This is a genomic window from Streptomyces albus subsp. albus (assembly GCF_000719865.1).
GTDB classification, from domain to species: Bacteria; Actinomycetota; Actinomycetes; order Streptomycetales; family Streptomycetaceae; genus Streptomyces; species Streptomyces albus_E.
In genome coordinates this window covers 165,161-180,333 of record NZ_JOID01000001.1, presented here as the reverse complement: position 1 = coordinate 180,333, position 15,173 = coordinate 165,161, and the positions used below count along the sequence as shown (strand labels likewise).

Here is a 15,173-nt window from a genome sequence, read left to right as displayed (position 1 = left end):
GGGAGTTCTCTGGCGACCTCTGCCGGCCGGCAGAAGGGATCAGGCGCTCATCGGGAACCGGGCGTGCGGTCCGTCACCCCGCCCGGGGGGTCTGTGCGCGAGCGGTTCCGACCGGGAGGGCGAGGGGCGACGGACGCCCTCTCCGCCGGCCGAGGCCGTGGCTCGTCTGCCGGCGCACTTGTCACCCGCGTCACCCGCCGTACGGCTCGCGGGCCCTCAGCGACGTCCCAGGAAGTCCCGGTCGCAGCGGCCGCCGGGCGGCAGCCGCAGAGACCACAGAGAGAGGACGCTCAATGTACGACTTCGTCATCGTGGGTGCGGGATCGGCCGGGTGCGTGCTCGCCGCGCGCCTCAGCGAGGACCCGGACACGCGCGTACTGCTGCTGGAGGCCGGCGGGCCCGATGACGCACAGGAGATCCACGTCCCGGCGGCCTTCGCCAAGCTCTTCCGCACCAAGTACGACTGGGACTACACGACCGAGCCCGAACCGGGCCTCGGCGACCGCCGCCGCTATCTGCCGCGCGGACGGATGCTCGGCGGCTCGTCGTCGATGAACGCGATGATCTACATCCGCGGCAACCGGCGGGATTACGACGGCTGGGCCGCCGGAGGGGCCGAGGGCTGGGCGTGGGAGGACGTCCTGCCGCACTTCCTCCGCTCCGAGGACCACCACGCCGGCCCGTCGGAGTGGCACGGCGCGGGCGGACCCCTGCCCGTCAACCAGGGTCGCTCGCGCCACCCGCTGACCGACGCGTTCCTCGCGGCGGCACAGGAGGCCGGCCATCCGTACAACCCCGACTTCAACGGCCCCGAGCAGGACGGCGTCGGCACCTACGAACTCACCCAGCGGGGCGGCCTGCGGTGCAGCACCGCCGCCGCCTATCTGCGCCCCGCCCTGGACCGGCCCAACCTGGAGGTCCGCACCGGCGTCCAGTGCAACCGGGTCCTCTTCGACGGCGACCGGGCCACCGGCGTCGAGATCGACCACGGCGGCGCCACCGAGGAACTGCGGTGCGCGCGGGAGGTCGTCCTCTGCGCCGGCGCCTACAACTCGCCGCAGATTCTCATGCTCTCCGGCATCGGCCCCGCCGACGAACTCGCCGCTCACGGCATCATCCCCCGGACCGATCTGCCCGTCGGCGAGAACCTCCAGGACCACCCCCACCTGGCCGTCGTCCACCTCACCGACACCGAGTCCCTGCTGAGCGCCGAGAGCCCGGAGAACGTGACACTGCTGGAGACCGAGGGACGCGGCCCGCTGACCTCCAACGCCGGCGAGGGCGGCGGCTTCTTCCGCACCACCGGCGGCCTCGACGCCCCGGACGTGCAACTCCACGTCGTGCCCGCGCTGTACCACCAGGAGGGCCTGGGCACGCTCACCGACCACGGCTACCACATCGGCGCCGCGCTGCTCGCCCCCACCAGCAGGGGCCGGGTCGAGCTGCGCTCGGCCATGCCCAGCGCGAAGCCCCGCATCCTGCACAACTACCTCGCCACGGAGGAGGACCGGGCGACGGCGGTCCGCGCGCTGCGCCTGGTCATGGACATCGCCGGCCGCCCCGCGATGCGGGCGCACCACCGGGCGGACTTCCTGGCCCCCGACCCCGGCTGCGGTGACGACGACCTCCTCGCCTACGCGCGGCGCGAGCTGCAGACGCTCTACCACCCCGCCGGCACCTGCCCGATCGGGCCGGTCGTCGATCCGGAACTGCGCGTGCACGGGGTGACGGGGCTGCGGGTGGCCGACGCGTCCGTCATGCCGTCGGTCGTGCGCGGCAACACCAACGCCCCGACGATCATGATCGCCGAGCGGGCGGCGGACCTGATCCGGGGGACGGCGGTCCGGGGCGGTGCGGCCGGGGAGGCCGATACGACTGATACGGCGGTGCGGGTGGTCCGTCCGGTTTCCCAGGCGGAACACGTCGAGCCCGTCGGCGCCGTCGGGGCCGCTTCCGGCGGCCCGGGTGATGCGGGCGCTCCCGCCCGGTCCGGGAGCGGGACTTCCGTGCCGCTGACCGATCCGGCGTGACACCACCGCTCCGTCCCGGTGCCCGGACGCGGCCTGTCCGGGTGCCGGGTCCCCGTATCCGGACCTCTCCTCGCCTTCTGTCGAGAGCCTGCACGGCACGAACGGGCTTGCGAGGGCTCACGGTCCGGATGGCGCTGACCGGGCGGATCACGGCGGGCCTGCCCGCGTGGGCCGCTTGGATCGTCCCGCACCGCAGCCCGGTGGCGGATGGGGCTCCGGGCGCGGAAGCGGGCCGCGTCGGCGAGCGTGAACCGTGAAGCGGTGTGTCCGGCCGAGCGGGCCGGCTCGGTCTCTTCACGGTCCGCTCACGGCCGGGAAGCGGACCCCCGGTCGTGGAGTTCGGCGGTGGTGAGCAGGCGTATCTGGGCGTCTGTCCATCGGGCCGGGGCCTCCTCCATGCCCGCCAGCGCCTCAAGGAACCGGCGCACCGCGAAGGCGCAGGCGGTCAGGCCGGTGCGGGCGAGGTCGTCGGCGGAACGGGTCAGGGCCGCGCGCGTGGGGCCGGTGAGATGACGCAGCCCCAGATGGGCCGCGTCGGCCAGGGCGGCCAGAGCGGAGCCGAGCGCGTCGGCCACCGGGTCCGGTGGGGGAGAGCCGGGGAGGGGCGGCAGGTTCGCGGGCTCGCCGGGTGACAGGTGGGGGACGGTGATGCCGGTGCCGGTGCCGGTGCCGGTGCCGGTGCCGGTGCCGGTTCCGTTGATGCCTGCGCCCGCGCCGGTGTTGCTGCCGTTGCCTGTGCGGCCGTCCGGGCCGCCGCGGCCGTCCGGGACGGCGACGGCGTACGGGGTGATCCGGAGCCGGCCGCCGTCGCGGTGCAGGGCACCGGCCACGTGGCGGGGGCCGCTCGCCAGGGCGGCGGCGAGGGCGTCCAGCGCGGCTGGGGCCAAGGGTTCGTGCGGGGCGGAGATCAGGGCCGGGTTGCCCGCCGCGTCGAGGACGGTCGCTTCCAGGCGCTGCGCGGCCGGGTCGTACCCGATGTCCGTCACCTCGGAGATCTCGACGACGCGCACCGTCTCCGCCTCCACCCGGGGCCGGACGAGCCGGGGCGGACGGCCGTCCCACTCCGCGGCGTGCGCGGCCAGATCGCGTACCAGCAGCGTGCTCGGCAGCTCCGAGAAGGCCGTGGGGCCGAGCGGGGTGACCGTGGTGACGGCCAGCCGGCCGCGGGTCAGGGTGAGGGCGCGGCTCGCCGTGCGCCGCGCCGTCTCGCTGACGACACTGCCCGCGGCCAGGGAGGCCAGCGTCGTACCGAGGACACGGCGAGTGCCCCAGGGGCGGTCGGAGGGCTGCCACGTTTTGTGCAGGACGACCACCACGCCCGCGTCGGCATGCGCGAAGTAGGTCCGCGTCAACGGGTGTTCGGGCGTGCCGGAGAGACGGCAGCCGAGGGCGGTGAGGCGGACCCGCCGCAGGGGCGTCTCCGCCGCCTCGCGCTCTCCGAGCACACCCGGGGTGGTGCCGGCGGCGCGGTGGCGTGCGTGGAGCTCGGCGAGGAGCGCGGCGTGGCGCAGCGAGTCGTGCGCGGCGTCCCGCGCGGTGTGCGCGGCCAGTTGGTCCGCGAGTTCGGCGGTGACGGCGGCGAGCCAGTGCAGGGAGGCGGACGCCAGGGACGTCGCGGTACGGCGGAGCGTGGCGGCGAGCACGGGACCCGCGTGGGCCGCGCCGTCGAGGAGGAGGCCGTCGGCCAGGTCGAGGGCAGTGCGGAGGGAGCGGGCGGTCGGGGAGGCCGTCGCCGCGGGGGAACTCCCGGTGGCGGTCATCCGCGTGCCTGCGGGGACCGCGAGGGGCTCGCCCGGGGAGAGGGCTCCGGGCATGCCTGCGGGCGCGGCTGGGGTCGTGGCCGGGTTCGTGGCTTCGGTTGTGCCTGCCATGGTGACTTCGGTCATGCCTGCGGGCGCGGTTCCGGGCGCGGTGGTGGCTGCCCCGGTCCCGGGTGCACCGGACGGGTGGGTGCCGGGGCCCGGTGGGCCGGCCGCGGCGGGGCGGGAGCGATCGGCCGTTGGCGCGGATGCCGGCGCGGACGGACGAGCGGGCGTATGCGCGGACGTGTGTGCGGTCGTCGGCGCGGACGTGCGAGCCGCCGGGCCGGCGACTGTGGCGCCGCGCCGGGGTCCGTCCGAGGGGCCGGCGGTGCCCGCGGCGGCGGGAGACGTGGCGGAAGGCTCCGGCATGGCGGCGCCGGAGTGCGGGGCAGGAGGCTCCGGCATGGTGGTTCCGGAGGGGCCGGCGGCCCCGGGAGCCGAGGAGGCGCCGCGGCGGGCGGTGCCGCGGGAGCCGGAGGAGATGCGCACCTCCACGGGGCCGTCGCCGACGCCGGACTCGTCCGCCGCGCGGAACGCCCATACGGCGAGGGCGACCATCTCGCCCCGTACCGCCGCCGAGGCGTCGGTGAGGGCGTAGCCGATCTCGCCGGGTACCGGGAACCGGACGGTGCACGTGGGCAGTTCCGCCCACGGCCCGGCGGGAGCGGGGGACGGGCCGCGTCCGTTGGCCGCGTCCGGGGTCGTGGGCCCGGGCGGGACGGGGACCGCGCGGTGGATCCGGGCGGTGTAGCCGCGGCGGGCCGTGCGGCGGGCTGCCGTGACCGCCCGGGTGCCGACGGCCGCCGTTAGCGTCTCGTCGTCGAAAGCGCCCGGCGACCAGTCCGCCGGTGGGGTCGGTGGGGTCGGCAGATGCGGCGACGCGGGGCGGGTGGACGAGGCGGACGTGGCCGGCACGGGGCCTGTTCCGGCCGGCGCCGGCGCGGGGCCGCCCGGGGCACCGGGGGCGAGGGTGGAACCGGTATGACCGCGGGCGGGGGACGACGCGCCGGTCACGCCACCGGAACCAGCGGCACCTCCGGGCCGGGAGTGCCCGAGCGCGGGATCGGTGGCGCCGGGTCCGGGGGCGGGACCGGTGTGGCCAGGGGCGGAGCCGGTGCGGCCGGGGGCGGAGCCGGTGTGGCCGGAGGCGGGATCGGTGGTGCCTGTGGCGGGTCCGGTGGCGCCTGTGGTGGGGCGGCCGGCCGGGGCAGCGGTGCCGGATGCGAGGGAGCCCGACTCGGCGGCGGGCACGGACGGAGCGTGTGGTGCGGCTCCGGCGTTGGGCACGGATGGAGCGTGGGGCGCGGTTTCGGCGTGCGGCACGGCGGGTGCGGAGGCCACGTGCTGGTACGCGAGGACCAGGCCGATGAGATGGCGGCACACGCCGGTGGCGCCGCAATCGCAGGAGCCGTTGTCCAGGCCCGCGCCCGGCGGGAGTTCGGCCACCGCGGCGCCGGTGTACTCGGCCCGCACCCGGCCGTCCTGCCCCAGCGTGAGGGCCGGGGCCCGGCCGGCGTCGATGTCCTTGCTCGCCCGCTTGACCAGGCCGCGGTTGGTGAGGGCGGCGAGGGTGTCGGGGGTCAGCGCCAGCAGGTCGGCGCGGATCCTCCCGGCCGGTGCCGGTGCCGGTGCCGGTGCAGCTGTCGCTGTCGGTGCTGGTGCCGGTCCTGTCGTCGCTTCCACCATGTCCCCGTCCATCGCCGTTTCCGCTGTCTTCTCCGCCGTCTCCGCCATTGCCACCGCTGCCGCCTGCAGTGCTGCCGTGGTTATCTCGTCACGGCTGTCGTCGGGGCCGACCGTCACCGGCCCAGCCGCTCCGCCACGAACTCGGCGAGCTGTCCCGGGGTCATGGCGCCCATGTGGGCGCCCTCCCGGGCGAGACGGCCCGCCAGCTCCCGGTCGTAGGACGGATTGGCCTCCTCGTCCAGGGCGGCCAGACCGAGCACCGTCGTGCCCTGCTGGACGAGTTGCCGCACCGTGTGGATCAGCCGGTACGGGTCGCCGCCCTCGTAGAAGTCGCTGATGACGGCGAAGACGCAGCGGCGGGGGTTGTCGACGAGGCCGGCGCCGTAGTCCACGGCCCGCGCGATGTCGGTGCCGCCCCCGAGTTGCACCCGCATCAGCAGCTCCACCGGGTCGGACACATCGGCGGTGAGGTCGACGACCGAGGAGTCGAAGGCCACGAGGTGGGTCTTCAGCCCGGGCAGGTTCCACAGGCAGGCGGCGGTGACGGCGGAGTGGATGACCGACCCGGCCATGGATCCCGACTGGTCCACCAGCAGCACGAGTTGCCACTGCCGGAGTCGGCGGCGGGTGCGGGAGTGGAAGGAGGGACGCTCGATGATCAGGCGTTTGTGCTCGGGCTGGTAGTGGGCGAGGTTGGTGCGCACCGTCGTCCGGAAGTCGAAGTCGCGGGCGACGGCCAGCCGGGAGGGGCGGCGGTCGCGGCTGCCGGTGAACGCGCGTCGCACCTCCGGACGGAGACGGTCCATCAGCTGCCGGACGACCTGCTCGACGATGCGCCGGGCCGCCCCGAGCACGGCCGGGTTCATCAGGTGCTTGGTGCGCAGGACGGCGCGGAGCAGGGCCGGGCTCGGTTCGACGCGCTCCAGCACGGCCGGGTCGGTGACGATCTCCTCGATGCCGTAGCGCTCGACGGCGTCCCGCTCCAGCCGCTCGATGGTCTCCCTGGGGAAGAGACGGTGCACGTCGTCCAGCCAGTCGACGGCCGTGACGGCGCTGGGGCCGTCGCCGCCCCGGCGGTCGGCGGGGGAGGGCCGGCGAATGCCGCGCCGGGCCAGTTCCGGGTCGCGGCCGTACAGCCAGTCGAGGGCGGCGTCGCGGGCGGCGGCCTCCGAGCCGAGCGGCCCGGTGCAGCGCTCGGCGGGTGATCCGAGGATCAGCCGCCACCGCTCCAGGGCGGGGTCGGGAGCGGTCACTGGTCGGTTCCCTTCGTGTCGGCCTCGGTGGCTGTGCCGGTGTCGGTGCCGGTGACTGTGCCGGTGCTGTGTGCGGTGCCCTTCCCGGCCCCGGTCCCGGTCCCGGTCCCGGTCCGGGGGGCGCTCGCGGCCGGGGTTTCGCCGGCGGTCCCGGCTCCGTTCACGGCGTGCTGTGCGGCTGCCTTCCCGGCCCGGCCGACGACGGCGCCCGGGTCGTCCGGGGCCTGTCCGTCCGGGGCCTCCGGTCCGGCCGGAGCTCCGGCCGGCCGGCCCGCGGCCGCGGGCCCGGGGCGGTTTCCGGCCCCGCTTCCGTCCGCCACGTGCCGCGGCGGCCCCGGTGGGATTCCCGGCCCGGGTTTCCGCGCCGGTCCGGGTTCCCACGCCGTCCCCGGCCCCGGCTCCGGCCCCGGCCCCTGTCCCGGCTCCGGCCCCGGCCCCGGCCTCTGTCCCGGCTCCGTTTCCGGCTCGGGAGGCCCGCCGAGCCCGTACCGGGTCAGCAGGGTGTTCACCCGCTCCTCCAGTGCCCGGGCGGCGGCGAGCACCATCGGGTCGCCGCCGGTGCGCAGCAGGGCGCGGGCCGAACCGCGCACACCGCGCGTCTCCAGCAGCCGCCCGGCGATCCGCTCCCGCTCCCTGGGCGGGAAGAAGGCGAACGCCTGGCGGAGCGCGGGCAGCGCGGCGAGGAAGGCACTCTCGCTCATCCCGCCCACGGTGCGGTCCAGCACCCCGATCAGTTCCCCGACGTCGTCGCGGGAGACGGCGAACAGCCCGGCCAGCCAATCACCCAGCACATCCGGGCCGAACTCCGCCACCGCCGTGGCCGGTTCGCCGTCCGTGCCCAGAGCGCGGGCCAGCCCGAAGGCCGCGCCGCGCAGATCTGCCGGGACCTGCCGGTCGGCCGCCATGCGGCGGGCCGCCGCGGCCGCCGTGCCCCGGTCGAGGGACAGCGGTCGCGGGGCGTGGAGCAGCGCGTCGCGGAGCGCCGCCACCGCCGCGAGCCGGCCGGGGTCCACGCCGGACGATCCACCGTGCACACCCTCCAGCAGCCACAGCAGGCGGACGGCCGCCCCTTCCACGACCTCCGCGAGGAGCGGGCCGCGCGCCACCCCGTACACCCGGTCGTGCCGCCACAGGCCGAGGGAGGCCGCCAGCACCTCCCCGAGCGTGCCGGGCTCCGGCAGTTCCCGGACTCGGCCGGCCAGCGCCGCCAGCAACTCCTCGGCCGGCGGCCCGACTCCGCACAGCACGGCGTCGAAGAGGGTGCGCGCGAGTTCGTCCGCACCCGCTCCGTCCCGCCGGGCACGCTCGGTCAGCGCCGTCGCGGCCGCGTCCGCCAGCCGCGCCCCGTAGGCGCCGGCCTCCACCAGCGCCGCGTCCCGGCCGGGCGCCGGCACGGGCTCCCACCGCTCGGTGAAGACGGCCTCGCTCCCGTGCCGCGGCCCGGACCTCCGCTCGTGACCGGGAACGCCCAGCACGCGCAGTCGGTGCAGCACGCGGCTGCGGTCCAGCCCGCGCGGGGTCGTCAGGTCCAGGACGATCTGCCGCTCGCCGTCGAGACCGAGGCGCTCCAACTCGGCCGCCACGTCATGGACGAGGGGCGGGGCCGGGGTGGCGGGGTGCAGCCGGCCGGTCCGGTCACCGCAAGCGACCGCGACCATCTCCACGATCGCCGGATGGCTCCCCGGCGCGAGGGTGCCGCGCGTGGTCCAGGGGAGGGGCTGGTCGAGGGCGTCGGCGACCAGCGCCCCGGCCAGCCCGTCGAGCACGTCGACCCGGGCCGGGACGGGGTGGCCGCGCAGCAGGGACAACCCCTCCGCCTGGGCACGTGCGGCGATCAGCGCGGCAGTCGAGACCGGATGGCGCCGCTTCCGCAGCCGTCCGGCGACCTCCCGCAGGAGGGTGTCGGCGGCGGCCCGGGGGCCCTCCTCCCACAGCCGCTGGTAGTAGCCGGGCGAGGGCATGCCGGACTGGTAGCCGGCGAAGGCGTCCAACTGCCGGAAGGAGTACGGGACGAGGAAGCTGCCCGCCAGAGCCCCCGCCGGCGGCTCCGGCACGCCGGGCCACGTGGTGCGGGGCCGGGCACCGGACCCGGCTTCCGGCCCGGGTTCCTCTTCCGCTGCGGGGCCGGGGCCGGGGCTGGTGGCGGGTCCGGCCCCCGCGTCAGCGCTCGGGTCCGGCTCGCGGGCGGCCCGGGTCCGGGCACGGGACACGGGCTCGGGCTCGCTCTCCGGCCTGTGCCGGGTCGTCCCGGGCCCGTCCTCCCTCTTGGGCTCGGCCTCGGCCGTCATGCTCGGGCCCGGCCCGGCTGCGATCCCCGTCCCGGAATCGGCACCGGCTCGGACCTCGACTCCGGGCCCGGCGAACCCCGTTCCGGGCACGGCGACCCCGGGGCCGTCGGTGTGCTGCCGCCGTCCCGCGGGGGAGAAGCCGGTGAGGGCCCGGAGGGCCGGCTGGTGGAAACCGCCGGTCACCACCAGCACCGGGCGGCCGTCGGCCCGTCCGGCAGCCGCCCGGACCCAGGACGCCATGTACGCCTCGCGGGCACGGTCGCCCTCGTCGGCCTCCGCGTCACCGCGGACGACGGCGAAGTAGGCGTCCAACCGCTCGGCAAGCTCCGACAACTCGCCGAAGCGGGCGGCACCGGACCCGGCCCCCGTCTCCGCGGAGTCCGTCCGCACCTCCGCGGAGTCCGCGACCTCGAACAGCCGGTCCCACAGCGCGTCCACCGAGTCGGCCGCGAACCGTTCGCAGAGCCGCGCGGTGGCCTCGGCGTACCGGGCCTCCGCGTCCGCGAAACGGTTCACACGCCCGGCGAACGCCGGGTGCCAGGCCGGCAGGTCGATGAAGCGGACCTCGGCGCCCGCCGCCCGGCCCTCGGTCAGCGCCACCCATTCCGGCGAGTAGTCGCACAGCGGCGCCCAGGACGTCGCCGACCGCTCTCCGTCCCGGTAGTGGCTGAACACCGCTACGGGCAGGTCGTGCCCGAGCAGCAACTCGTCCAGCCGGCCGTTCATGTCGGCCGGGCCCTCCACCAGGACGTACGCGGGCCGCAGCGCGTGTATGGCACGGGCCACCAGCCGGGCGCAGGCGGGGGAGTGGTGGCGCACCCCGAGGAAGGTGACGTCCGCACCGGCACCGGCACCGGCCTCGGCCCCTCCATCGGGACGGGCGCCGGTATCGGCACCCGTCCCAGCCTTGGCCCAGGCCCGGTCGCCCGCCGCGCCGTCTCCGGCTCCCCTTGCGGCCTCGGTGCCGGCTCCGGAGCCCGAGGCCGCGGCCGGTTCCGCCGTCGTCGCTGTCATGACCGTGACTCCCGTCAGCCGTCCAGCAGATGGCGCGCCTGATACAGCGCCTTCCACCGCGCCCCGGACCGGCCCTTCACCCGCTGCTCCAGATAGCGGCGCAGCCGGGCCAGGTCCTCCGGGCTGTCCTTGGCGGCCGTGCCGGCGAGGCACGACACCACGTCCGCCGCGCCGCCCGGTTCCCCGCGCAGGAACCACCCGCGGATGCCGACCGCATGGGCCACCGCGACCGCCTCGGCGGTGCTCATCACGGCGTCCGGCCGGTCCACCCGCGCGCCCTCGCCGCCCGCCCCGGACCGCAGCTCGCGGAAGGTGGTCACCAGGACCTCCAGCACATCCCGCTCCGGGGGAGCCGTGACGCCGGAGCGGCGCAGCAGGGCGGTGGTCTCGGCCTCCACCAGCTCCAGTTCGGTGTCGAGGTCCGGGATCGGGAACACCGTCTCGAAGGTGAAGCGGCGCTTGAGGGCGGCGCTCATCTCGTTCACCCCGCGGTCGCGGGTGTTGGCGGTGGCGATGACGTTGAACCCCTGCCGGGCGAAGACCATGCCGTCCGGGCCGTCCAGCTCCGGTATGGCCACGACCCGTTCGGAGAGCAGCGACAGCAGCGAGTCCTGCACCTCCAGCGGGCAGCGGGTGATCTCCTCGAACCGCACGATCCGGCCCTCCGCCATGCCGCGCAGCATCGGCGCCGGGACCAGGGAGCGTTTCGACGGGCCCTCGGACACCAGCAGGGCGTAGTTCCAGCCGTACTTGATCTGGTCCTCGGTGGTGGCCGCGCCGCCCTGCACGGTCAGGGTGGACGTACCGCTGACGGCTGCCGCGATCAGCTCCGACAGCAGCGACTTGGCCGTGCCCGGCTCGCCGACCAGCATCAGGCCGCGGCTGGTCGCCAGGGTCACCAGGGCCCGTTCGACCAGGGACGGGTTGCCGACGAACTTCCGCGCGACGCCGGCCTCCTCGTCCCCGACGATGAAGCGGCGCGCGGCGCGCAGGCTGAGCCGCCAGCCCGGTGGGCGCGGCGCGTCGTCGGCGGCGCGCAGGGCGTCCAGCTCTCCGGCGTACCGGACCTCGGCCGGGGGCCGCTGCCACGCCTCCCCGTCCCCGGACCGGCCGTTCTCCGGCGCGCTCGCGCCGGCGGTCGTCTCCAACGTGTCGTACGTACTCATGCGGCGGTCAGCTCCGTCAGGTCGGCGATCACCTCGGAGAGGATCACGGGATCGATGTCCGCGAAGGGCAGTTCGACGCCCTGGTGCGGCGGGGACCAGTCACCGGGCCGGTTGTGCAGCCACACCGCCTCCACCTTCTGCTCGGGGAAGATGTCGATGGCGCCGACCGCTATGCCGTCGCTCGGGTTGAGGATCACCCAGCGCTTCTCGGCGACCTGCCGGGTGATCCAGCACTCGACTCCCGCGTCCTGCGGCTCGCCGCGCCGCCAGCCGCGCCGCTCCAGACCGAGCAGCTTGCGGGTGTCCACGGTGATGCCCTCGAAGCGGGGGAGCCGGCCGCCGGCCGCCTCCTCCTCGGTCAGCCGGTGCACGGGGCGGCCGAGCTGGGGGAAGGGCTGCAGGATCTCGTAGTCCGCGAACAGCCCCGCCCACAGGGGGAGTTCGGAGCCGAGGTGCAGCGGGTGTGCCAGCCGCACGGTGGCGTCCTCGGGAAGTGTGAACTCCTCGTCCTCCACGTCGGCGAACGTACGGTCCTCCGCGACCCGGAACGCCGTCACGGCCCGGTTCTCCGGCACTCCGTCACCGGATCCCGCACCGGAGGCACCGGCATCGGAGGCCCCGGTGGCTGCTTCCGCCCCGCCCCGAGCGGCCTGTGCCCCGGCCTTGCCGGCCTCCGCGCCGGCGCCCGTCTCGCACAGCCACACCAGCCGCCGCACCAGGTGCCCCAGCAGCGGATGGGTCACGAACAGCTCGCGGAACTCGGCGGCGGTCCACGCCCGCCCCTCCACCATGGCGCTCTCGAACCGGCGCACCTGGTCGGAGGCGACCGTGCGCACGTCCTTCTTCAACGCCAGGAACCGCTTCCGCTCCGCCGGCGCCAGCTCCGCGTCGTCCCGCGCGCCCGGCTTCGGGAGATCCTTGCGCCGCTTGCCGTCCTCGTCGAGGACGTACGGCCGCAGTTGCTCGTCGAAGCCGACGGTGAAGCGGCGCGAGCCGTAGTCCACGACCGTCGAACCATTCGCGTCGAGGCCGAAGTCCGGCACCAGCCGGTCGGCGAGCTGCTCGCCGGAGAGCCCGAGCCCGGCCGCCACTTCGGCGATCTTCTCCGTGGCCCGGACCTTCAGCGCCTTGAACTTCACGCGCTGCGAGATGCCGTGCAGATGCATCAGCGCCACATCGCTGCCGATGGCGGCGAGCACGTCCAGCCCTTCCACGGCGCGGTGGTGGGCGCCCTGGCCCGGCCAGGCCCGCAGAACCGGGGCGAGCGCGCGCACCGTGTCGTCGTCGCCCAGCGGCCCCAGCGCGTGCAGTGCCCAGCTGTCCTTCGCCGGCATCCCCGCCAGCCGCCACTGCTCGAACAGCGCCCAGCCGAAGCGGGCGAGCGATCCGCGGTCGCAGGCCTCCCGGACGACGTCGACGCCCGGATAGACCTGGCCGGGCTTGGAGATCGCCAGCATGGTGAGGAGGTGCCCGACGGACGCGGACGGCAGCGCTTCGCCGCCGCCGCGGAGCAGCACCTGCGGCAGCAGTCCGGGCTCGGCCCAGGCGCCGACCTGGGGCATCCGCGCGGGCAGGGCGTTCTCCAGCGGGTCGGCCGACAGGAGCTCCTCGACCGCCGCCGCGGCCTCGTCCCCGTAGCCGGCGGCGGCCTCGCGCACCACGTCGGCGCCGTGCCGGGCGGCGATGATCCGCAGGGCCTGCCCGGCCGCGCGCCGGGCGGGACCCGCGGCGCCCACCGCGTCCGGGACGAGCAGGGCCGCCGGTGCGCCGCCGTGCCGGGCGAACCACGAACGGGCCGTGCCGGCCGCCGACTTCAGCCGCACGGCCCAGTCGGCCATCAGCCGGGCGACCTCCACGTCCACGTACGGCAGCAGGATGGCGCCGACCGTGGCCGGGTGCCGGGCGGCGACCCGGCGCAGGGCCGGCAGCGCCTCGGTACCGAAGCGGGCCGCGACCGGCCTCATCGCCTGGTCGGCGTCCCAGATGGTGTCCGGGTCCCAGTCGGCCAGAAGGGGGCGGACCAGTTCCTCGGGGCCCTCGGCGAACAAGCTGATGGTGAGGCCGCGGAACTTCCCGTCGCCGCTGCGGAGTTCGGCAACGTCCTTCTCCAGCCGGTATCGCCGGTACCACTCCCGGCTCCAGGACTCGGTCGCCGCCCACTCCTCCCGCTCGCCCGGCAGCCATGCCGTCCGCGCCGGCGCGTCCGCCGACAGACCGGTGACGGTCCTCGGCTTCTTCACCGCGCGCTTGCGGGTCCACGGCGGGCTAACCAGCAGCGCGGGCAGCGCCTCGGCGGGGGCGTCCGCCACCCGGTCCGCCGGGTCCAGCAGTGCCGTCACCATCTCCGCCACCGGCGGGGGGAAGCCGTCCAGCCGCGATTCCAGCAGCTCCCGGTGCGCGGCCACGTGCGCGGCCAGGATCTGGCGGGCCGGGCCGGCTCCCCGCGCGGATCCCGCGGCCGCCTCCGCCAGCAGCCGCGCGGCCCGCAGCGGATACCGCCGCGTGGCCTCCATCAGTGCCGGCCGGACGTGCTTGTCCTCGACGCGGCTCAGCAGCATCCCGAACGCCGCGTCGGTCGGGAGTTCGGCGAGCGCGCCGGCCATCGCCTTCGCGGAGTCCGCCGAGACATAACTGTTCGCCAGATAGGCGTCGATGAGGACCGCCACGCCCATGCCGGTGCCCTCGGCGATGGTGGCGACGGTGGCGAGGCCGCCGTTGACCGGGTTGGGGCCCGGTCCGGCCGCCAGCCGGTGAAGCTGCTCCGGCGCGTACAGCGCCTCGAAGAGCAGGGAACGGATCACGTGGTCCTCCGTCCCGCTCGGTCCCGGATCGTCGCAGCACTCGTCCACCCAGCGGGTCTCGCCCGGCACCAGGTAGGCGGCGACGATCCGCCGCCGCGTCCCGCCCGCTTGCCCGCGGTGCCCGGCGACGGCGGCGACGGCCTCGCGGTGGGCCTCCTCGCCGGCGACCGTGAGCAGCGCCCGGAGCCGGTCGGCGGCCTGCCGGCGCATATGGCTCAGGTACTGGTGCGCGCCCTCGGGAAGCGGCCCGAGGGAGACCGCGGTCCGGACGTGCTGCTGGTTGTAGCGAGTCCTGACTTCCACGTCGAACAGCTCCATGACGGCGCGCGCCGCGAACGGCAGGCCGTGCAGCGACACCCAGGCGTCCACCACGGTTTCGTACCGCTGCTGCCAGCTCTCGGTGATCGCCGCGAGCACCGCGGCACCGAGGGGATCGGCCTCGCCCGCGAGGTGGGCTCGTGCGGCCGCCGCCATCCGCTCGTCGCGGCTGCCGCCCCCGAGTGTCCTCTCGATCGCCGCCGTGCCGGTGCGGAGCCGGTTGTGCCACTGCTCCACCGCGTCCTTCGCGGGCGGGGCCACGGACCGCCGCAGCCCGCCGCGGCGCGGCCGCAACTGGCGCCGCCAGGCGGCGGGCAGGACAAAGGTGTCCTCGTCCGGGGCCTCCGGAGCAGACGGTGCGGCGGAGGCGGGCGCACTCGCCGTACCGGCCGGTCCGGCGCTGCTCTCCGCCGCGCCGGAAGTTGGGGCGCCGGGACCGCCCGGGGTCTCCACGGCCACGTACCCCTTGCGCTCCTTCTCCGCGATCACCTTGCCGAGATATGCCTCGGCCGCCTCGGCGGAGCCGCAGTCCTTCTCCTGTGTACGGCCCCGCGAACCGATCCGCCCGTACCGGACGGTGACCACCGCCCCGGCCGAACCGGCCTCCCAGAACTTGGCCGCCTTGCCGTCCTCGAACTCCCAGCGCCGCACTTGCGCCCCTCCCCTTGGCCCGGCCGGACCTGCTCCGACCCCGCTCCGACCTGCAACAGCGCACACGTCACCCCTGCGGGCACACGCGTGGATTCCGCCCGTGCTCGGTGACCCGGGCGATCAATGGGCATCACCCTAGGACCGGGCACTGACAGTGACACCCG

At 76.0% G+C, this 15,173-nt stretch carries 6 protein-coding genes; 1 reads left to right on the top strand and 5 read right to left on the bottom strand.

Annotated features, from left to right (window positions below; all coding sequences use genetic code 11):
• Nucleotides 1-293: 293 nt before the first annotated feature.
• The gene (locus tag IF83_RS0100765; RefSeq protein ID WP_078843040.1) at nt 294-2,030 is read left to right on the top strand and encodes a GMC family oxidoreductase; all 1,737 of its coding nucleotides are present in this window, start codon (nt 294-296) and stop codon (nt 2,028-2,030) included.
• 305 nt (nt 2,031-2,335) lie between these two features.
• Here the strand turns inward: IF83_RS0100765 and IF83_RS33540 are convergent, their stop codons facing one another.
• Genes IF83_RS33540 through IF83_RS0100740 form a run of 5 tightly spaced genes read right to left on the bottom strand, consistent with a single transcriptional unit; the run spans nt 2,336 to nt 15,009 of the window.
• Nucleotides 2,336-5,635, bottom strand: a complete 3,300-nt coding sequence (locus IF83_RS33540; protein ID WP_051722323.1) for a hypothetical protein — start codon at nt 5,633-5,635, stop codon at nt 2,336-2,338.
• Nucleotides 5,632-6,771 (bottom strand): VWA domain-containing protein, encoded by a 1,140-nt coding sequence (locus IF83_RS0100755; protein ID WP_030542017.1) that lies wholly within the window; start codon nt 6,769-6,771, stop codon nt 5,632-5,634. The genes IF83_RS33540 and IF83_RS0100755 overlap by 4 nt, the downstream gene beginning before the upstream one ends.
• Complete coding sequence (locus IF83_RS34440) at nt 6,768-10,073, bottom strand: DUF5682 family protein (RefSeq protein WP_244176741.1); 3,306 nt, start codon at nt 10,071-10,073, stop codon at nt 6,768-6,770. The genes IF83_RS0100755 and IF83_RS34440 overlap by 4 nt, the downstream gene beginning before the upstream one ends.
• 14 nt (nt 10,074-10,087) lie before the next feature.
• Nucleotides 10,088-11,239, bottom strand: a complete 1,152-nt coding sequence (locus IF83_RS0100745; protein ID WP_030542015.1) for an ATP-binding protein — start codon at nt 11,237-11,239, stop codon at nt 10,088-10,090.
• The gene (locus IF83_RS0100740) at nt 11,236-15,009 is read right to left on the bottom strand and encodes a DUF4132 domain-containing protein (RefSeq protein ID WP_030542014.1); all 3,774 of its coding nucleotides are present in this window, start codon (nt 15,007-15,009) and stop codon (nt 11,236-11,238) included. Before IF83_RS0100740 ends, IF83_RS0100745 begins: the two co-directional genes overlap by 4 nt.
• Nucleotides 15,010-15,173: the final 164 nt, after the last annotated feature.